Here is a 19,246-nt window from a genome sequence, read left to right as displayed (position 1 = left end):
AGAGGCATATATCCCGGTTGTTTTCGGAAAGAGGGCAGAAAACAGGGCTTTTTTTGGACATTCTGACCGTAAAACTTTTGTAAATTTTCTTGCGGATCGCACCAAAATCACGTACACTGAACACAATAAGAGAGGTGGAAAAGCGTGAAATGCGGGATCATAGATGTGGGTTCCAATACCATTCGACTCTCCATTTACCACTATGAGGGGCGTCGATTCAAGCTTTTGATGAATAAAAAAGAGATGGCGGGCCTGGCCGGGTACATCCAGAACGGTACACTTTCCGACAGCGGAATCCTGGTGGCCTGCCGGGTGTTGGCCGGCTTTAAGGCTATACTGGAGAATTTTGATATTCAGGAAATGCATGTATTTGGCACGGCGTCCCTGCGTAATATCGTCAATACGGAAGAGGTGCTGGATACCATCCGCCTGGTGACCGGGATCGAGGTTTCGGTCCTCAGCGGCGCGGAGGAGGCGGCCTATTCCTTCCTGGGGGCCACCGTGGGGGGCGGAGCGCCGGCGGCCGGATTGCTGGCGGACATCGGCGGAGGCTCCACCGAGCTGGTCTCCTACGAGGGCGGGAGGATCACCTCCGGGTGCAGTCTTCCCATGGGCTCCCTTTCCCTGTATACCAAATATGTATCCGGTCTCTTCCCCACAAAAGAGGAGCGGCGTGCCATCCGCGCCCAGGTAAAGACCGAGCTGGAGCGGGCCAAAACCGCAGGGGTGCGGTGCAGCCATATGACCGGTGTGGGCGGGACCATCCGTGCAGCGGCAAAGCTGTGCAACGACCGGAGCAACGCCGATCCCGACAATCCGGTCCTTCCGGCCTGGGAGCTGCAGGAGCTCTATCAGCAGCTGAAAAAGGGGGACCAGAAGACCCTGCGGCAGATCCTGCGCTCGGTGCCCGACCGGGTACATACCATTCTGCCCGGCCTTGTGATCCTCAACTGTGTGCTGAACAGCTATGAGGTAGAGACCGTCTCGGTGAGCACGTGCGGCGTGCGGGAGGGATATCTGCTGAAACGAGTGATGGGAGTGAATGAACATGCATAAGACCGTGGATACCCGATACACGCAGGAGCGGGAGCTCTCCTGGCTGCGCTTCGACAGCCGGGTGCTGGACGAGGCGCGGGATGAGAGCGTGCCTCTCTTTGAGCGGCTGAAATTTGCCGCCATTTTTACCAGCAATCTGGACGAGTTCTTTATGATCCGCGTGGGATCGATCTACGATATGAGCCTCTCCCGGCAGACCCATGTGGACAGCAAGAGCGGGCTCACCCCCGCGGAGCAGCTCCAGGCCATCTGCAAGACGGTGCCCGGCATGTATAAACAGCGGGACAAGATCATGAGCCAGCTGGAGTCCCGGCTGCGCAGCTGCAATATCTGCAATCTGTCCATGGAGGAGCTGGACGGGAAGGAGCGCAAACAGGTGGAGCGCTGGTTCCGGAACTATGTGCAGCCGGTCCTCTCGCCCATGGTGATCAATATCCACCATCCCTTCCCGCACTTGCCCTCCAAGAGCCTGAATGTGGTGCTCTCCCTCCGGCGGGAGGGGAAGCGCTGCTTTGGCCTGGTCCCCATTCCCAAGACGCTGCCTGCCTTCTTCCAGCTGGAGGAGAACGGTCTGCGCTATCTGCTCACCGAGCAGGTGGTACTGGCCTGTGCGGACCAGCTGTTTGAGACCTATCAGGTGGAAGAGAAGCATGTGATCTCGGTCACCCGCAACGCCGACATCAGCCCCGAAGATGAGGACTACGATGTGGGAGAGGATTTCCGGGACCACATGCAGAAGGTCCTCAAACGCCGGGGACGTCTGGCCCCGGTGCGTCTGGAGGTCCAGGGTGAGCCGTCGGAGGAGCTGCTGACCTATCTGTGCCAGCGTCTGGACCTGCCGCGGGCCTATGTCTTCTGTGCCCATAGTCCGCTGGCCATGGGGTATGTCTTTGGACTGGAAGGAAAGCTGCCGCCGGAGAGCGCGGCGGCCCTGTGCTATCCCAAGTATACGCCCCAGTGGCCGGCGGGGCTGGTGAAAAATACCCCCCTGATCCCGCAGATCCTGCGGCGGGATGCACTGCTCTTCTACCCCTATCACACCATGGAGCCCTTCCTCAAGGTGGTCAAGGAGGCCGCATCGGATCCGGCGGTATTGTCCATTAAGATCACCATCTACCGTCTGGCCTCCACCGCGAAATTGGTCGAATATCTGGCGGCCGCGGCGGAAAACGGCAAGGATGTCACCGTGCTCATGGAGCTGCGGGCCCGATTTGATGAGCAGAACAACATCGCCTGGGCCGAACGCCTGGAGGAGGCCGGGTGCACGGTGCTCTACGGTTTTGAGCGCTTTAAGGTCCACTCCAAGATCTGCCTGATCACCCGGCGGGAGAAGGGCCGCATCCAGTACATTACCCAGGTTGGAACGGGCAATTACAACGAAAAGACCGCCAAGCTCTATACGGACTTCTGCCTGCTGACCGCCAGTCCGGCCATTGGGGCGGATGCAGCGGCCTTTTTCCAGAACATGTCCACCTCCAATCTCCGGGGAGAATATGAGCACCTGCTGGTGGCTCCCTACGGGCTGAAAAACCGCCTGCTGGAGATGATGGATGAGGAGATCGAGAAGGCTCGTCGGGGCAAGGAGGCCCGAATCTTCATCAAAGTCAATTCCGTGACCGACCGGGATCTGATCGACAAGCTGGCCCAGGCCAGTCAGGCAGGAGTGCAGGTCACGATGAATGTGCGGGGCATCTGCTGCCTGCGGCCGGGTGTGCCCGGGCTGACCGACCATATCCGGGTATTCTCGGTGGTGGGGCGCTTTTTGGAGCATCCCCGTATCTATGCCTTCGGCGTGGGAAAGGAGACCAAGCTGTATATCGGCTCGGCCGATCTGATGACCCGCAACACGGAGCGGCGTGTGGAGATCGCCTGTCCGGTCTGGGACCCCGCCATCCGGGAACAGATCCAGCACTATGTGTCCCTCTATTGCGGGGATACCCGTAAGGCCCGCAATCTCCGGCAGGACGGAAGCTATGAGATGGTGCCCGTCCCCGATACAGGGGCGGAACTGGATGTGCAGGCCTATCTCATGGAAGAGGCGGTGCGGGAGAGCGCACAGGCACCAGCTCCGCCGACCAAGGGCACTGGGAAAGGAAAGGGGCTGCTTCGCCGCCTGATGTTCTGGCGCTGAGCAGAGAGCGGGCGGTTTGCCGCCGCAAACAGAGCTCCCATGTGAAACAGAATTGGAAACGGCTGGGCCGAGCAAATGCTCGGCCCAGCCGTTTCTTTAAAGCGAGAAAAGGGAAACATGGGATAGTTTCCATACGGAAACCATCGAATTGTCGCAAAGAGGGTCGTGTGGTGTCGAATATATAAAATCCAAAAACTGGTAAAAATAGCTTGCGTTTGCTGTCTGATTATGGTAAATTACTAATCAACCGGTAAAATGCCCTGGCCAGGCAGAAAGAAAGCACGGATGCTGCTGGAAGAAGGAGTCGACATGGAGAACAAGAAACGTATTCTGATTGCAGATGCGAGCAATGAGTTCCGCAAACTGCTGTGCGATACCATTGGAGGGGAGCCGGACCTGGAGGTGGTAGGAGCCACAGGGGACGGGCAGGAGACGGTGCGGCTGGTCCGGGAGAAGATCCCGGAGGTGCTGGTCATGGACATGGTGCTGCAAAATGAGGATGGGCTGGAAGTATTGCGCAGCCTGCGGGATCTGGAGATCCGGCCCAAAATTCTGATTCTGTCCGGCTTTGTCCGCAGCAATGTGGCAGAGCTGGCGGCGGCTGAGGGGGCGGACTATTATCTCATGAAGCCCTGCAAGATGACGACGCTGCTGGAACGGCTGCGTCAGATGTCGGCCCCCTGTGCCGGAAATGAGGGAGACGGACGGCGGGGCGAGCGGGAGCAGAGCCTGGAGAGCGTGGTCACCGCCATCATCCATGAGATCGGGGTACCGGCCCACATCAAGGGGTACCAGTATCTGCGGGAAGCCATCATCATTGCGGTGGAGGATATGGAGGTCATCAACGCTGTGACCAAGATCCTCTATCCGGAAGTGGCCAAGCGCTTCAATACCACGGCCAGCCGGGTGGAACGGGCCATCCGCCACGCCATCGAGGTGGCCTGGGATCGGGGCGACCTGGAGACACTGCAAAAATATTTTGGTTATACCGTCTCCAATGCGAAGGGAAAACCGACCAACAGCGAGTTTATCGCAATGATTGCCGACCGGCTTCAGCTCCAGAGAAAGGAGCGGTAAAGACCGGTCTGAGGCGAGAATGGGAGCACAGTTACAAGGCGCAAGGGCAGAGCCATATGCAGACAGACACACAGCTTCTGCTCCGATGGACGGAGAAGGAGCACCATAGATATATCACACACGCCGGATCAGCGGGGACTCGTTTCACCTGATCGGGCGTGTGTGCTATTTTGGAGGGAATTATTCCAGCCCCAGACGTTTCATTTTTCGCCAGAGCGTACTGGGATGGATGCCGAGATAACGGGCGGTTTCCTTGCGGTTTCCCTGGTGGAGCAGGAGGATACGCTGAAGCTCTTCCCGCTCGTTGTTTGGGACGGAAGTGGGGAGCGGGGCGGAGGAGGGAGGCGCCGACAGATTGGGCAGAGCGCGCAGGACATCGGCGGCCTCGGCATACTCCCGCTTGCAGAGAATGGAGATGCGCTCACAGAAATTGCGCAATTCCCGCACGTTGCCGGGCCAGTCGTAGGAGGTGAGCAGCTCCATCGCTCCCTTGGTAAACCCTTTGAGGACACAGGCGTGCTTCTCGCGCTCAAAATTCAAAAAATGCTCGGCCAGACAGGGAATGTCCTGTTTGCGCTGGCGCACCGGCGGGAGCTTGAGCTCCAGTACATCCAGGCGGTAGTAGAGGTCCTCCCGGAATGCGCCGGCCTGGACCTCCGCATAGAGGTCCTTGTTGGTGGCGGCAATGATGCGCACGTCAATGGGAATGACGGTGTCGCTGCCCAGACGGATGATTTCCCGCTCCTGCAGGACGCGGAGGAGGCGGCTTTGCAGCTTGGGTGAGATATCCCCGATCTCATCCAGAAAGAGCGTGCCCTTATGGGCGATCTCAAAGAATCCCACCTTGCCGCCCTTGGCCGCGCCGGTAAAAGCACCCTCTACATAGCCGAACAGCTCGCTTTCCAGGATATTGTCCGGAAGGGCGGCGCAGTTGATGGCCACAAAGGGCTTGTTTTTGCGCCGGCTGGCATTGTGGATGGACTGGGCAAAGAGCTCTTTGCCGGTTCCGGTCTCCCCGCGGATCAGGATGTTGGATTCCACCGCGCTGAAGTCCTCCACGTTGTGAATGGTCTCATCCAAAGTCTTTCCCACATGCAGGATGTCGGAAAAGGAGTATTTGGCCACAAAACCCTGTTTGTGCATCCGCTTGCGGATGGCCCGTTCCTCTTCCATGATCTTTTCAATGGTCTGAAGGGTAATGACACAGCTGGTGACCTGTCCTTCCACCTCTACCGGGGCGCAGTTCATGAGAAACTGCTTGTCCCCACAGCGGTAGATCTCGGACAGGATCTTTTTTTCCCCGCGGATCAGAGCCTCGTAGGGCAGTTCCGGAAAAAATTCCTCAATGTGCCGCCCCTTCATGGGGCCCTTCTGCTGATTGAGATGCTCCAGGCAATAGCGGTTTGCCACCTCGATATGTCCCGTCCGATCCACCAGGAGGATGCCCTGGAAGGAGTAATTGATGATATTGTCGGTGGTTTTCCGCTTCTCCTTTTCATAGCGGGAGGCATTGATGATGTTGATGGCGTTGCTGATGGCGGTATCGATACTCTCGCGGCCCGATTCGATCAGGACGGAGGGAATGCCGTACAGGCGGGCGATGTCACAGGTGGAGGAGCCGCCTACCACCGTCTGCGCACCCTCCCGGATGGCAGTGAGGATGGTGTCCTCCAGGTGGGTCTCATCCTGGATGGGATAGGTGCGGATATCCCGGTCCTCGTAGAGGCGGGAGAGCATTTCCGAGCCATAGATCAGGTTGAGGGCACCGATCACAGCGATTCGGGTGCCGGGATAGCTTTTGACACAGTGGTCCACCGCACGGACCACATCGTATCCGCTGGCGGTGAGCTCCGCGCCGGGGATATTCAGACGCTTCATGGTGTGGGCCGTAAAACCGCGGGAGATGATGGCCTCCCCGGTCACATGCTCCAATTGGTTGTTGTAATAGTCGGGAAGGATCTCGTATTGGATCTGATCCCGGTCCGGACGCTCCTGAAAGACCTGTTCAATGAGGGGAATACAGCCCGGATAGGGGGCTAGAAAGGTAATATGATACATAGGAAACTTGCACACTCCTTGAAAAAAGTATATCATAAATGAGGTTGCGATACTACCTAAAATTGCATATATTGCAAAATGCAATGCAATACAAGTGCAATGGAAGCGAGAGACGTGGGAGAATATATGTCTGTCCGGAAAAAAGTTGAAAGAAATATGACGTATGGAACAAAACAATGCTTGCAAAGTGAGGTATATTTTGTTTAATAAAAACAAAATATCCGGGAGAATTGCGGTACAAGACAAGAATGGCATACTGCTTGCTGTAAACAAAGGGCAAACGCATTGCGAAAGCATGCGATAAAGAGAAGCTCTGAGTTGCCAAACGCATTCAGACAACAAAGGAGAGCGAGAGTATGAACATCTTGGGTAACGTACGAATTTTGGGGACGATGAAAAAGTTCCCCGCCGGCGTCATGGTCATTCCCCTGCTGCTGGGATGCCTGGTCAACACCTTTTTCCCCGATATTCTGACCATCGGCGGCTTCACCACCGGCCTGTTCAAGGGCGGGATCCAGACTCTGATCGGTCTGTTCCTGTTCTGCAGCGGCGCCACCATTGACGTGAAGATGGCCGGACGCACCATTTATGTGGGCGTGGTGCTGACCGCCCTCAAGTTCTTTATTGGCTTTGGCCTGGGCCTGCTGCTCAACGCCATGTTCGGCGAGGCCGGTCTGCTGGGCCTGAGCTCCCTGGCTGTGATCGGCGCTGTGACCAACTCCAACGGCGTCATCTACGCCACCCTGGCCAGCGAGTACGGTGAGGAGAGCGACGTGGGCGCCACCTCCATCCTGGCGCTGAACGACGGCCCCTTCTTCACCATGATCGCCCTGGGCGCCGCCGGTATGGGCACCTTCCCCGCCAAGGACATGATCGCCTGCATGGTGCCCATGATCCTGGGCTTTATCGTGGGCAACCTGGACCACGAGTGGCGTAAGATCCTGGCCCCCGGCATGGTCCTTCTGCCCCCCTTCAACGGCTTTACCCTGGGCGCGGGCATGAACCTCTTCAACATTGCCGCCGCCGGCGCTTCCGGCATTGTTCTGGGCCTGCTGACTCTGCTGACCACCGGCCTGCTGTCCTTTATCATTTACAGCCTGCTGCGCCGTCAGCCCGATCCCATGGGCGCCGCCATCGGCACCACCGCCGGCGTGGCCGCGACCACACCTGCGTCCATTGCGGCGGCTGACCCCTCCTTTGAGCCCCAGGTGGAGGGCGCGACCGCTCAGATCGCGGCCAGCGTGGTCATCACCGCTATCCTCTGTCCTCTGATGGTCTCCTTCCTGGCCAAGTGGAGCGACAAATGGTTTGAGAAGCGGGGCAAAAAGCGCCGCGCCCACGTGCCCGGCGCGGACGAGCTGGCTCAGTAAGAACCAGCGGCGATCGACTCTTTCCGGGGCCATCCCGGAGCGTTGAATACTGATGGAACGATAAGGACGGAGAAAACGATGAAACAGATTATTACGGCAAAAACGGTGCTCTCCGGCGCGGAGCTGGAGGAGATCCACAACGGCGCTGTGGTCATCGAGGACGGCAAGATTCTCAAGGTGGTCGCTGAGAGCGCCCTGACTGCGGAAGATAAGGCGGACGCTCAGGTCATTTCCTTTGCGGAGGAGACCGTGATGCCCGGCATGATCGAGTGCCATAACCACCTCTCCATCGATGCCCGCAAGAGCGAGCATCTGGAGATCCTGGGCACTGCCTCCGAGTGCAAGCTGACCCTGCTGGCTCTGGAGGGCCTGCACGACGACCTGATCTCCGGCGTCACCACTGCCCGCTGCATGGGTGACAAGTATGATCTGGATCTCAAGCTGAAAAAGGAGATCGAGGCGGGCAATGTGACCGGTCCCGATCTGCTGACCGCCGGTGTGGGCATGAAGGGCTCCAACGGCAGCGGCTACATCGGCGCGCCCCACTCCGGCGTGGAGGAGTTCCGCCGTACCGCCCGGGCCAACGTGTCCAAGGGCGTGAACGTGCTCAAGATCTTTACGACGCCCGGTCTGTTCTCGGTGAACCAGGGCTTTGTCCCCTCCTTCCTGTCTGCGGAGGAGATCCGCACGGTGGTGGAAGAGGGCGAGCGCCTGCATCTGCCTGTGGCCGCTCACTGCATCGGCGGCAAGGCCCTCCACGACTGCGTGGAGCAGGGTGTGGCGGTCATCGAGCACGCCTACTGTGCCTCCCAGGAGGATATCGAACTGCTCAAGGCGCATCCCGAGTGCTGGGTGGATCTGACCACCGGCATTTACCTGGACCCCGACCGGGAGGCCTACCTCTCTCCCGCCAATGTGGCCAAGGCCCGGGAGGGCCGTGAGATCGTGCGCAAGTGCGTGGGCGATCTGGTCAAGGCCGGCATCCACTTTGCGCTGGGCACCGACGCCAACCACGGCCTGCTGTGGAAGGAAGTGGTCTACGCGGTGGAGCTGGGCGCGGACAAGCGCACTGCCCTCAAGGGTGTCACCTCCAATGCGGCCTATATTTCCCGCGTGGCGGGCAAGAAGGGCGAGCTGAGCGCCGGTGCGGACGCCGACGTGATCGCGGTCCAGGGCAACCCCCTGGAGGATCCCGCCGTGCTGGAGCACGTGTCCTTTGTCATGAAAAAGGGCGTCATTTATAAGGAAAACGGAGTGGCCAACTCCAACTGCCATTCCTTTCAGAAAGCACTGTAAGAGACAGGAGGAAATAGAATATGAGTCAGTTTTCCGGAAAGCCCCTGCTGGCAGTCCCTCTGGGAGATGCTGCGGGCATCGGCCCTGAGATCATTGCCAAGCTGTGCGCCAACGGCTTCCTGATGGAGCACGCCAAGCCCATCCTGGTGGGTGATGAGAGCGTTCTGCGCCGCGGCATGAAGGATACCGGCACTGAGTTTGCCTACACCGTGACCGAGACCATGGAGGCCGCCGTGGAGGAGGCCAAGAAGGAGACTGGTCTGGTGCTCCTCAACACCAAGAGCCTGGACGCCTCCAAGGTGGAGATCGCCGTGGTCTCCGCGGTCAACGGCAAGGAGGAGGCCGACAACCTCTGCATGATCATGGAGTACTGCAAGAAGGGCCTGCTGGAGGGCTTCTGCTTCGGTCCTCTGAACAAGGCGGCCATGAAGAACGGCGGCTATCACTTCGAGAGCGAGCATGAGCTCTTCGCCGAGCGCCTGGGCGTGATGGACAAGCCCCACGGCGAGATGAACGTGCTGGACGGCCTGTGGACCTCCCGCGCCACCAGCCACATCCCCCTGAAGGATGTCAGCGCCCATCTGACCGCTAAGACCGTGGGCGACGCCATCAACCTGGCCTACGAGACCCTGAAGCGCGCCGGCTATGAGGATCCCAAGGTGGCCATCGCTGCCGTCAACCCCCACGGCGGTGACAGCGGCACCTGCGGCCGCGAGGAGATCGACGTGCTGGAGCCCGCCGTGGCCAAGGCCAACGCCGAGGGCAAGAACATCGTCGGCCCCTTCCCCTCCGACACCCTGTTCATCCGTGCGTTCAAGGGTGACTTCAATGCCGTGGTGACCATGTACCATGACCAGGGCCAGATCGCGCTGAAGCTCAAGGGCTTTGAGCGTGGCGTCACCGTGGCGGCCGGCCAGCCCTTTGCCATCACCACCCCCGCCCATGGCACCGCTTACGACATTGCCGGCACCGGCAAGTGCACCACCTCTGCCTTTGAGACCGCATACAAGCTGTGCGCCAAGATGGCAGTGACCGACCGGACCTATTTCAACCGGTAATCCCTATGCGTACATAGTTCCAGGATAGATTCCCTTTCCATAACTGGAGCTGTTGCGATAAACCTTCTAGCCTGTACGGGAGTCCATTTGGACTCCCGTACAGGCTTTTTATCGCCATGAACATGGGAAAGATAGCGGTATATGAAAAATTGCATAAAGAGAGGGGAAAAGAGAGGCTGCAATCTTGGTTTGACAACGGGAGGGGAGCGACGTACACTTAACACCTGGAAATCCTACATCTGGGGGTGCAGATCCATTGAAAATTATCTATCAGATCGCCATCATTTTTTCCATCTGCTGGGTCAGTCAGGTGGTAGAGGCACTTTTGCCCTTTGCCTTCCCGGCCAGTGTGATCGGAATGATTTTGTTGTTTCTCCTGCTGGCAACGGGAGTGCTGCGCATGGAGCATATCCGGGAAAAGTCGGACTTTCTGCTCTCCAACATGGCCTTTTTCTTTATCCCGGCCGGAGTGAGCGTCATGAACTATTTTGATGTGCTCAAAAGCAGCTTGATTCCGCTGGTCCTGATCTGCCTTGTGACCACAGTCATCACCTTTGCCGCCACGGCATACAGCATCAAGCTGACGGTCTATCTGATGAATCGGAGGAAACGTAATCATGGCTGAGCTATTTGAATCCCCGTTTTTTGGCATTGCCCTGAGTGTGATCGCCTTTTGGATCGGCATCCGGATCCAGAAAAAGACCGGGCTGGTGGCCTGCAATCCCCTCATCATCGCGATTGTGCTCATTGTGGGGGTGCTGCTGGTGTTCCGCATCCCCTATGAGGCCTATAACCAGGGGGGAGCACTCATCAATCTCTTCCTGGCGCCTGCCACGGCCTGTCTGGCCGTCTCCATCTACACAAAGGTGGAGCTGCTGAAGCAGAATTGGCTTCCCATTCTGGTGGGATGCGCGGTGGGGTCTCTGACCTCCATGGGGAGCGTATATGCCCTGTGCCGTCTCTTTCGGCTGGACGAGAGTTTGACGGCCGCGCTGATGCCCAAGTCGGTGACCACGCCCATCGCGGTGAGCATCGCGGGCAGTCATGGGGGTATCACCTCCATCACAGTGGTGGCGGTGATTCTGACCGGAATCCTGGGAAGCATCCTGGCCCCCACCCTGATCCGGGTCTTCCGGGTGCGGGACCCCCTGACGGCGGGCCTTGCCATCGGCGCCTGCTCCCATGCGGTAGGGACCTCCAAAGCCCTGGAGCTGGGGGAGACCGAGGGAGCCATGAGCGGCCTTGCCATCGGCGCGTGCGGTATTTTGACCGTACTGTTCTCCATGTTTTTGATGTGATAGGATAAAAGCACGTGTTCCGGACCATCCATCCGGGCACGTGCTTTTCTTTTTTTCCCAAAGCGGTTACAAAAGCACGAGGTGACGTGTTTTATAGGTGAACGCGTTCAGAACCGAGGGAAGGGAAGTGAGTGAATGAAAGCGTGTCCCGACGAGGCGGAGCGGCTGGTGGAGACCTATTCCGATCTGATCCTGCGGCTCTCCTTGAGCTGGGTGCGTTCCAGCCACGACGCGCAGGACATCTGCCAGACGGTCCTCCTCAAGCGGCTGGAGTACACCGGCACCTTTCCGGCTCCGGAGGCGGAACGGGCCTGGATCGTGCGTGTGACCATCAACACCTGCAAAAATCTGCGCCGTAGCTTTTGGAGAAGAAATGTGGTGGGGATGGAGTGCGTAGCCGACCCCGTTGCACCCGAGCCGGAGCCGGATGGGCTCCTGGAGGAACTGCGGCATTTGCCGGACCGGGACCGGGAGGTACTGCTGCTGCGCTATTACATGGGCTATGATGCACAGGAGATCGCCGCGCTGCTGGGGATCGGAACGGATGCGGTGCGGATGCGCCTTTCCCGGGCGAGGCGGCTGAAGCAGAAACTGGAGGAGGACGGCTATGAACCATCTGCGCAGTGAATTGGAGCGATATGCCTTTTCGGAAGAAGAAAAAGAGCAGCTCAAGGAGCGGCTGGGGACCGGTATGGAAAACCGGAAAAAGGGGCGCCCCCGGAATATCCAGCGTGGGATCGTAGCCCTTGTGGCGGTCTGCTCTCTGTTGGTGGGAGCGGCGGGGGCGGTCTCGCTGGTCCAGGTATCGCCGCAGTTCCGGGCCTTTTTTGGAACCGAGACCGCGGAGCAGGCCAAACAGGTCGCCCCGCGGTCCATCCATCAGGTCTATGAGGACCCCAACGGTACCGGCGTTACGCTGACCGTGGAAGAGGTGCTCATGGATGAGCAGACCCTGTATGTCTTTCTGGAGCTGGCCGCGCCGGAGGGAATAGGCCTGCCTGCGCTCCCGGAGCAGGGGCAAAGGGCAGACTACTGGCTGCCGGTGGAGTGGGGGTTCTATGCGGATGAGGCCCACACCCAATATGTCGACCAGTGGAGCGCGGTGAGCGGGGGATGCCGCTCCCTCCCGGATGCGGATCCCCTGGACAACCGCCTTCCATTGGTGTGCACCATCACACGGTCCGGAGGGACGTTTACGCCGGAGGCAAACTATCTTTGCCTGACGACCGGAGGAAATGGAGACAGCGTCGAAGACAGCCTGAGGGGGTACAACACGTCCGAGGGCGGATGGACAGATGAGATACTGTCCGGGTTCCACTTTGATCTCACCATCCCGCTGGAGGGAAGCCGGATCGAGAGCCATGTTTTTACCGGGCGCTCCATGGTCAACCTGGGGGGCGTGTGTCCGGTCCTGCTGGAAAACCTGACGCTGTCGCCCCTATCCATGACCATGGATCTGATCCTGCCGGACGATGAGGGGTATTTGGCACAGCTGGATGCCCAGAGAGAGCAGGAGACCGACTGGGGGATCTATGCCAGACTGTGGGACGGGACCCGAGTCGCTGGTCATTTTGACCCGAACTATACCATTCAAATTTATCGGGACGAGAACAGCCAGGAGAAGAACACGCTCCTGGCCGTCCATCCTACCCGTGTCTTTTGGGAGAGTCCCATCGATCCGCTGGAAGTCGCCGATCTTGTGTTCGTGGGGGACAATGACCCGCCGGAGGAGCGGGCGGACGGAGGCGTGGGACATATGGTGTACTTCCGATTTGAACCGGACCGGTTCCAGAATACCGCCTACTGGACGGCGAGAGAAGAACGGCAGGGCGCGGTGCAGGAGCAGAAGAATGGAGCCACCGCAGTGTCCCAGGTCTCGTCTGCGCCATGAGGGGGGCGGCACATTGCCTTTTGCTGTGGGATGTGATATGATACCCTGCGAACGATTCCGTACCCCAAGGAGGAAGAGAAACGCATGGTAATCGACTATCAGACCCAGGGCGTCTGCTCTCAGCGGATGCTCATTGATGTGGAGGACGGCGTGGTCCGTTCCCTTCAGGTGCTGGGAGGCTGCAACGGCAATCTGCAGGGGATTTCCAGCCTGGTGGCTGGGATGAAGGTGGAGGAGGTCATCGACCGCCTCTCCGGCATCCGGTGCGGCGGGAAACTCACATCCTGCCCGGATCAGCTGGCCCGTGCCCTGCGCCAGGCCACGGCAAAGGCGTAATCGGAAGACAAAAAACGCACCCTGGAGGGTGCGTTTTTTGTCTCAGAGAAAGAGCGAGATGGAGGCGGGACGGGCATATCCCAGCTCCAGCTCCTCCTTATGGTAGAGGTAGCCCGGATCGTCATAATAGCGGGCCTGCCGGGGACAGCCCTTGATGCAGGCGCCGCATTTGATGCAGATGCCGGTATAGGAGCGCACATCCCGGGGATCGATGGAGCCCATGGGACAGAGTTTGGCGCACAGCCCACACTGGTCGCACTGCGCGCCCACCTTGGAGCGCACCTTACGGATGTCGATGGGTGCACCGGAGCGGTCCCGGGGCTGGTAGTAGGGGCCGATGGGGGTCCGGCCCGCCACGGCTACCGGCTCCTCCACCGGGCCTGCACGGAGCTTGTCGGCCGCCCGGCGGGCAAAGGCGCGGGCGGTGTCCAGGTCAGCCTGGTCTGGTCGGCCGGCCGCCAGGGTGGTGGAAAAGGCGTGCTCCCCGACGAAAGCGGCCGCCGCAAAGGGGCGGAAGCCCCGCCGGATGAGCAGGTCTCGCAGCTCGATGAGGGCATCGTCAAAATTCCGGTTGCCGAAGAGAACCAGAGGCAGGGCCAGGGCGCCCGCCCCCTCCCAGGTCTCCAGATAGGGGAGCAGGACGTTGGGCAGCCGTCCGGCATAGACCGGGAGGCCCGCCACTACGAGATCCCCTGCCTGGACGGGCGGCGGTGCAGTGCGGGCGGCGGGGAGGGTGAAATCATACTCCTCCAGAGGGGCGGAGAGCTCCTCCGCCAGGGTACGGGCCAGGGTGAGGGCGACGGTCCGGGTGGTGCCGGTGGCGCTGAAATAGACGGCACGGACTGTGCCGATGGGATGCTCTTCCATAGCGGCTCCTCCTTTCCGGTGATTAACACCAGTGTACTACGCCGGCAAAAGTGGGTCAAGAGGAGAAAACCGGGACTTTCTCTTGACATTTTGCGGGGGATTTCATATACTAAAAGGCGTTATCAAGACAAAAGCGACGATGGGAAGGAGTACCCGTTGTTCCGGATGCAGAGAGAAGCCGTTTTGGTGCGAGGCTTCCGAGGAGCGCGGGGAAGGTCGTCCCGGAGTCTGCCGCAGAATGGAGTAAGCGGCGGCGGTCCCTCCCGTTATCGAGGAAATGAGTGTCCCATACGGGAAATTCAGGTGGTACCACGGACTTCGTTCGCCCTGAGCCATTGGCTCAGGGCGTTTTTTCTTGTAAAAGGAGAGACGCGGTATGGAAATCAAGATCCGAACACACTATGATAGGGATGCGCTGACCGCGATGGCCCGGGGCCTGCGTAAGACGGTGCGCCGCAAGAAGAGCCGCCGCAGCCGGATTGTGGGTGTGGTGCTGATGGTCCTGGCCTTTCTGTTTGGGGCAGGAGATCTGATCCTCAATCCCGGATGGAAGGCATGGCTGGACCTGGGGGTGGCCGTGGTGCTGCTGCTCATCCTCCTTACAGAGGACCGAGTCAATGGCTTTTTGGCCGGACGTAAGGTTCTGCCTGGCGCACGGGATACCGAGACTGTCTTTACCGAGTACGACTATACGACCACCATCCAAAATGCCGAGACCCGCTGGAGCTATGAGAGCATCCGGGCCATCGCCGAGGGGGAGAATTTTATTGTTCTGGCCCTCAGCGACCGCCACGCCCAGGTCTTTGACAAGAGGGGCATCACCGCCGGCACGCCGGAGGAGCTGCGCACCCTTCTGCGGGACAAGACGGGCCTTCCCGTCACCAAAATGTAAGTTCACACAAGAACAGGAGTGTTTTCAGTATGAAGAAAGAACTTCCCAAGGTCTATGAACCCCAGGAGGTGGAGAGCCGCGTCTATGAGATGTGGGAGAAAAACGGCTGCTTCAAGGGCCATCGGGATCCCGACAAGAAGCCCTTCACCATTGTCATGCCGCCCCCCAACGTCACCGGCCAGCTCCACATGGGTCACGCCATGGACTCCACCCTCCAGGATATCCTGATCCGCTTCAAGCGGATGCAGGGCTATGCCGCTCTGTGGGTCCCCGGCACCGACCACGCCGGCATCGCCACCCAGATCAAGGTGGAGGAGGAGCTGCGCAAGAACGAGGGCCTGAGCCGTTATGACCTGGGCCGGGAGAAGTTCCTGGAGCGGGTGTGGGACTGGAAGAACAAGTACGGCAACCGCATCGTGGAGCAGCAGAAGAAGCTGGGCGCCTCCTGCGACTGGGACCGGGCCCGCTTCACCATGGATGAGGGCCTGTCCAAGGCCGTCCGCCATGTGTTTGTCTCCCTCTACAAGAAGGGCCTCATCTACAAGGGCTCCCGCATCATCAACTGGTGCCCCAACTGCGTCACTGCTCTCTCCGACGCCGAGGTAGAGTACCAGGATAAGCCGGGCTCCTTCTGGCACATCCGCTACCCCATCCAGGGGGAGGAGGGCCGCTATGTCATCGTGGCCACCACCCGGCCCGAGACCATGCTGGGCGACACCGGCGTGGCCGTCAACCCCAACGACGAGCGCTACAAGGACATCGTGGGCAAGAAGTGCATCCTGCCCCTGGTGGGCCGGGAGATGCCCATTGTGGCCGACGAGTATGTGGACATGGAGTTCGGCACCGGCTGCGTGAAGATGACCCCCGCCCATGACCCCAACGACTTCGAGGTCGGCCTGCGGCAGAACCTGGAGACCATCCGGGTGCTGGACGACAACGGCAAGGTGGTGGAGGGCTACGGCCGTTACTCCGGCATGGACCGCTATGAGGCCCGCAAGGCCATCGTCCATGACCTGGAGGAGGGCGGCTGGCTGGTGAAGGTGGAGCCCCACCAGCACAACGTGGGCACCTGCTACCGCTGCCACAGCGACGTGGAGCCCCTGATCTCCGCCCAGTGGTTCGTGAAGATGGAGCCTCTGGCCAAGGAGGCCCTGCGGGTGGTCAACGACGGAGAGGTCAAGTTTGTCCCCGACCGCTTCTCCAAGACCTACACCAACTGGATGGAGAACGTCCATGACTGGTGCATCTCCCGCCAGCTGTGGTGGGGCCACCAGATCCCCGCCTGGACCTGTCAGGAGTGCGGCCATATCACCGTGTCCGAGGAGGACCCCACCGAGTGCGAGCACTGCCACTCCAAGAACATCAAGCAGGAGGAGGACGTGCTGGACACCTGGTTCTCCTCCGCCCTGTGGCCCTTCTCCACCCTGGGCTGGCCCGACGAGAACAGCGAGGACTTCAAGTATTTCTTCCCCACCGACGTGCTGGTCACCGGCTACGACATCATCTTCTTCTGGGTGGCCCGGATGATCTTCTCGGCCTGTGAGCATACCGGGAAGCCCCCCTTCCACACCGTATTCATCCACGGCCTGGTCCGGGACGACAAGGGCCGCAAGATGTCCAAGTCCCTGGGCAACGGTATCGATCCCCTGGAGATGGCCAACCAGTACGGCGCCGATGCCCTGCGCTTCAACCTGGTCACCGGCAACTCCCCCGGAAACGACATGCGCTTCTACACCGAGCGGTGTGAGGCCATGCGCAACTTTGCCAACAAGATCTGGAACGCCAGCCGCTTCCTGATGATGAACCTGACCATTGAGGAGTGCCGCCTGCCCGAGCACCTGGAGATGGAGGACAAATGGATCCTCTCCAAGCTCAACAGCGTCATCCCCGAGGTCACCGAGAACATGGAGAAGTTCGAGCTGGGCGTGGCAGCCCAGAAGGTCTATGACTTTATCTGGGACTCCTACTGCGACTGGTATATCGAGCTGACCAAGGCCCGCCTCCAGGGCGAGGACGAGGAGGCCAAGCGCAACGCCCAGCAGGTGCTGTGCTATGTGCTCACCGAGACCCTCAAGCTCCTGCACCCCTTCATGCCCTATATCACCGAGGAGATCTGGCAGGCGCTGCCCCACCAGGGCGACTATCTGATGCTCCAGCAGTGGCCGGAGTACCATGCCGAGCTCTCCTTCCCCCAGGAGGAGAAGGCCATGGAGCTCATCATGGACGCCATCCGCGCCGTGCGTACCCGCCGCGCCGAGATGAACGTGCCCCCCTCCAAGAAGGCTCATCTGACCGTGGCCACCCAGGAGCAGGCTGTCTTTGAGGCGGGAATCCCCTTCCTCAAGCGCCTGGCCTCCGCCAGCGAGGTGGAAGTGGTGCCCGCCGCCGAGGCCCGGCAGGAGGCCGGACAGGTGGTCATCGCCACCCATGTGGCTCAGATCTCCATCCCCCTGGGTGAGCTGGTGGATCTGGAGAAGGAGAAGGCCCGGGTCCAGAAGGAGCTGGACAAGAATCGCAAGATGCTCTCCGGTCTGGAGGGCAAGCTCCAGAACCCCGGCTTTGTGAGCAAGGCCCCCGCCAACGTGGTGGAGGCCGAGCGGGAGCGGGCTGAAAAGCTGCGCGCCCTGATCGAAAAGCTGGAGGAGCAGCTCCAGAGCATGTAAGAAAAGAGAACAGGCCCCGCCGCGGTTATCCGCGGCGGGGCTTGTTGCTTCAGAAGAGAGAATCTGGATTCAGACCGAACGGGCCTGGTCGGCCGATTGCCCGGAAGCCCAGGAAAACCGCCTGTGGATCCGACGCTTCTGGAAATACATCTGCCGGTCACTCTCGGTCAGCAGACCGTGAAGGTTTTCCAGTGCGTCCGCAGTGCCCCATGTCCAACCCAGAGCGGCATCCAAGCCAGCGTGGGAGAGCTGGCTGCGCAGATGCTCCACAAACCGCTTGGACTGATCCTGCGAGAGATCGGCTCCGATCAGGACAAATTCGTCGCCCCCCACCCGGAAGGCATGCACATTGGAGGGGCAGGCGTGGCGCAGGCACTGTGCCATCTGACGGAGCAGATGGTCCCCCGCCACATGACCCTGTAAGTCATTGATTTCCTTGAGCCCGTTGAGATCCAGCGTGACGGCGCAGACCGGCCGCCCGGACCCGGACAGCGCGGAGAGCAGGTTGCGCAGAGAACGACGGTTGGGAAGACCGGTGAGCACATCGGTCAGCGCCTGGGTCCGGTAATCATCCTGCTGGGCCAGCACCATCTGCAAGCGCAGGCATTCCAGATGCAGATGGTACAGCCGCCTCAGGACCAGCAGAAGGATCAGGAAAAAGAGGAGGGATAAGAGCACAAGAAGACAGATCAGAAGCTTCATATGGATACCCTTTCTTCCGGGGAGGCATGACAAAGAGAGGCAGGGCCGGAACCTGCCAAAGGGAATGGATGTGGCGGAAGGGGATAAGTGCGGATGATTTGAACCTATCATGCCACAAAATTGCGGATGTGAATAGTAACGATACACATAGTAACGAGAGATATGGATATGTTAGAAAGAGGGGGATGCCTGTAGTATAGTTTGGGGGGATGCTATGGAGGAGCGAAGTGTGACGTGGGTCAGAGCATACGGGCGGGTGGAACTGTGTTTGCGGGAGCGGATGGAGGAGCGGGGGCTGACCCGCAATCATCTGGCCCGTCTGGTCAATACCCGCTATGAAGTCATCGACAAATGGTATAAAAATGAAGTGGAGAAGATCGACGCGGATATTCTGGCAAGGCTGTGCTTCGTGTTGGACTGCAAGGTGGAAGAACTGTTGGTCTATCGCCAGAATTGACTTTTCGTGCTCTCTTCGACGAATTCCGGCGGCGGAATGAGATATAATCGCTGTATACCAAAAATTGGTATACAGCATTTTTTATGGCAAGGAG

General features: G+C 59.6%; 17 protein-coding genes and 1 other annotated feature. Of the genes, 14 read left to right on the top strand and 3 right to left on the bottom strand.

The genetic code is table 11. The features are described from left to right. Nucleotides 1-144 precede the first annotated feature (144 nt). The 3 genes from I2C21_RS11190 to spo0A all read left to right on the top strand — a co-directional run bounded on the left by I2C21_RS11190 (nucleotide 145) and on the right by spo0A (nucleotide 4,264). Complete coding sequence (locus I2C21_RS11190; protein ID WP_195279312.1) at nucleotides 145-1,056, top strand: Ppx/GppA phosphatase family protein; 912 nt, start codon at nucleotides 145-147, stop codon at nucleotides 1,054-1,056. After that, complete coding sequence (gene ppk1, locus I2C21_RS11185) at nucleotides 1,049-3,187, top strand: polyphosphate kinase 1 (RefSeq protein WP_101691427.1); 2,139 nt, start codon at nucleotides 1,049-1,051, stop codon at nucleotides 3,185-3,187. Before I2C21_RS11190 ends, ppk1 begins: the two co-directional genes overlap by 8 nt. Nucleotides 3,188-3,496: 309 nt before the next feature. Beyond that, a complete protein-coding gene (gene spo0A, locus I2C21_RS11180; protein WP_186964153.1) occupies nucleotides 3,497-4,264 on the top strand; it encodes a sporulation transcription factor Spo0A in 768 nt (255 codons plus the stop codon). 180 nt (nucleotides 4,265-4,444) lie between these two features. On the opposite strand, the gene I2C21_RS11175 is transcribed toward spo0A, so the two are convergent. Further along, nucleotides 4,445-6,322, bottom strand: coding sequence for a sigma 54-interacting transcriptional regulator (locus I2C21_RS11175; RefSeq protein ID WP_195279311.1), 1,878 nt, complete (start codon nucleotides 6,320-6,322; stop codon nucleotides 4,445-4,447). A 356-nt stretch (nucleotides 6,323-6,678) separates the two neighbouring features. Here I2C21_RS11175 and I2C21_RS11170 point away from each other — a divergent pair, with 356 nt between their 5' ends. The 8 genes from I2C21_RS11170 to I2C21_RS11135 all read left to right on the top strand — a co-directional run bounded on the left by I2C21_RS11170 (nucleotide 6,679) and on the right by I2C21_RS11135 (nucleotide 13,571). Then, nucleotides 6,679-7,692 carry a 2-keto-3-deoxygluconate permease gene (locus tag I2C21_RS11170; RefSeq protein ID WP_186964151.1) on the top strand — a complete coding sequence of 338 codons (1,014 nt, stop codon included), beginning with the start codon at nucleotides 6,679-6,681 and terminating at the stop codon, nucleotides 7,690-7,692. Nucleotides 7,693-7,770: 78 nt separating this feature from the next. After that, complete coding sequence (locus I2C21_RS11165; RefSeq protein WP_101691423.1) at nucleotides 7,771-8,988, top strand: amidohydrolase family protein; 1,218 nt, start codon at nucleotides 7,771-7,773, stop codon at nucleotides 8,986-8,988. Between the two features lie 20 nt (nucleotides 8,989-9,008). After that, nucleotides 9,009-10,046: a 4-hydroxythreonine-4-phosphate dehydrogenase PdxA gene (locus I2C21_RS11160; protein WP_101691422.1), complete on the top strand. Its 1,038-nt coding sequence runs from the start codon at nucleotides 9,009-9,011 to the stop codon at nucleotides 10,044-10,046. Nucleotides 10,047-10,302: 256 nt separating this feature from the next. Then, the gene (locus I2C21_RS11155) at nucleotides 10,303-10,671 is read left to right on the top strand and encodes a CidA/LrgA family protein (protein ID WP_193537837.1); all 369 of its coding nucleotides are present in this window, start codon (nucleotides 10,303-10,305) and stop codon (nucleotides 10,669-10,671) included. Then, on the top strand, nucleotides 10,664-11,344 hold the full coding sequence (locus tag I2C21_RS11150; protein ID WP_193537835.1) for an LrgB family protein: 681 nt from the start codon (nucleotides 10,664-10,666) through the stop codon (nucleotides 11,342-11,344). The genes I2C21_RS11155 and I2C21_RS11150 overlap by 8 nt, the downstream gene beginning before the upstream one ends. Nucleotides 11,345-11,479: 135 nt before the next feature. Beyond that, nucleotides 11,480-11,971, top strand: coding sequence for an RNA polymerase sigma factor (locus I2C21_RS11145; protein WP_195279310.1), 492 nt, complete (start codon nucleotides 11,480-11,482; stop codon nucleotides 11,969-11,971). Further along, nucleotides 11,952-13,235 carry a DUF4179 domain-containing protein gene (locus I2C21_RS11140; protein WP_195279309.1) on the top strand — a complete coding sequence of 428 codons (1,284 nt, stop codon included), beginning with the start codon at nucleotides 11,952-11,954 and terminating at the stop codon, nucleotides 13,233-13,235. Before I2C21_RS11145 ends, I2C21_RS11140 begins: the two co-directional genes overlap by 20 nt. A 54-nt stretch (nucleotides 13,236-13,289) precedes the next feature. Then, entirely contained in the window at nucleotides 13,290-13,571 is a 282-nt protein-coding gene (locus I2C21_RS11135; RefSeq protein WP_502709457.1) for a TIGR03905 family TSCPD domain-containing protein, read from the top strand. Between the two features lie 42 nt (nucleotides 13,572-13,613). Here the strand turns inward: I2C21_RS11135 and I2C21_RS11130 are convergent, their stop codons facing one another. Continuing rightward, nucleotides 13,614-14,438, bottom strand: a complete 825-nt coding sequence (locus tag I2C21_RS11130; protein WP_195279307.1) for a 4Fe-4S dicluster domain-containing protein — start codon at nucleotides 14,436-14,438, stop codon at nucleotides 13,614-13,616. Between the two features lie 127 nt (nucleotides 14,439-14,565). After that, nucleotides 14,566-14,771 (top strand) — a binding site (T-box leader). A gap of 43 nt (nucleotides 14,772-14,814) precedes the next feature. Between I2C21_RS11130 and I2C21_RS11125 the strand changes: the two genes are divergently transcribed. Both I2C21_RS11125 and I2C21_RS11120 read left to right on the top strand, forming a co-directional pair. Continuing rightward, nucleotides 14,815-15,330: a YcxB family protein gene (locus I2C21_RS11125; protein ID WP_195279306.1), complete on the top strand. Its 516-nt coding sequence runs from the start codon at nucleotides 14,815-14,817 to the stop codon at nucleotides 15,328-15,330. 29 nt (nucleotides 15,331-15,359) lie between these two features. Then, entirely contained in the window at nucleotides 15,360-17,993 is a 2,634-nt protein-coding gene (locus I2C21_RS11120; protein WP_186964146.1) for a valine--tRNA ligase, read from the top strand. A gap of 69 nt (nucleotides 17,994-18,062) precedes the next feature. On the opposite strand, the gene I2C21_RS11115 is transcribed toward I2C21_RS11120, so the two are convergent. Next, nucleotides 18,063-18,695, bottom strand: coding sequence for a GGDEF domain-containing protein (locus tag I2C21_RS11115; protein WP_193537827.1), 633 nt, complete (start codon nucleotides 18,693-18,695; stop codon nucleotides 18,063-18,065). 214 nt (nucleotides 18,696-18,909) lie between these two features. Between I2C21_RS11115 and I2C21_RS11110 the strand changes: the two genes are divergently transcribed. Further along, nucleotides 18,910-19,152, top strand: coding sequence for a helix-turn-helix domain-containing protein (locus I2C21_RS11110; RefSeq protein WP_186964144.1), 243 nt, complete (start codon nucleotides 18,910-18,912; stop codon nucleotides 19,150-19,152). Nucleotides 19,153-19,246 lie beyond the last annotated feature (94 nt).

The sequence above is a fragment of the Clostridium sp. J1101437_171009_A5 genome (genome assembly GCF_015547905.1).
Classification (GTDB): Bacteria; Bacillota; Clostridia; order Oscillospirales; family Oscillospiraceae; genus Pseudoflavonifractor_A; species Pseudoflavonifractor_A gallinarum.
Note: the sequence above shows the minus strand (reverse complement) of the source record. Positions and strands in the feature narration are given on the sequence as shown.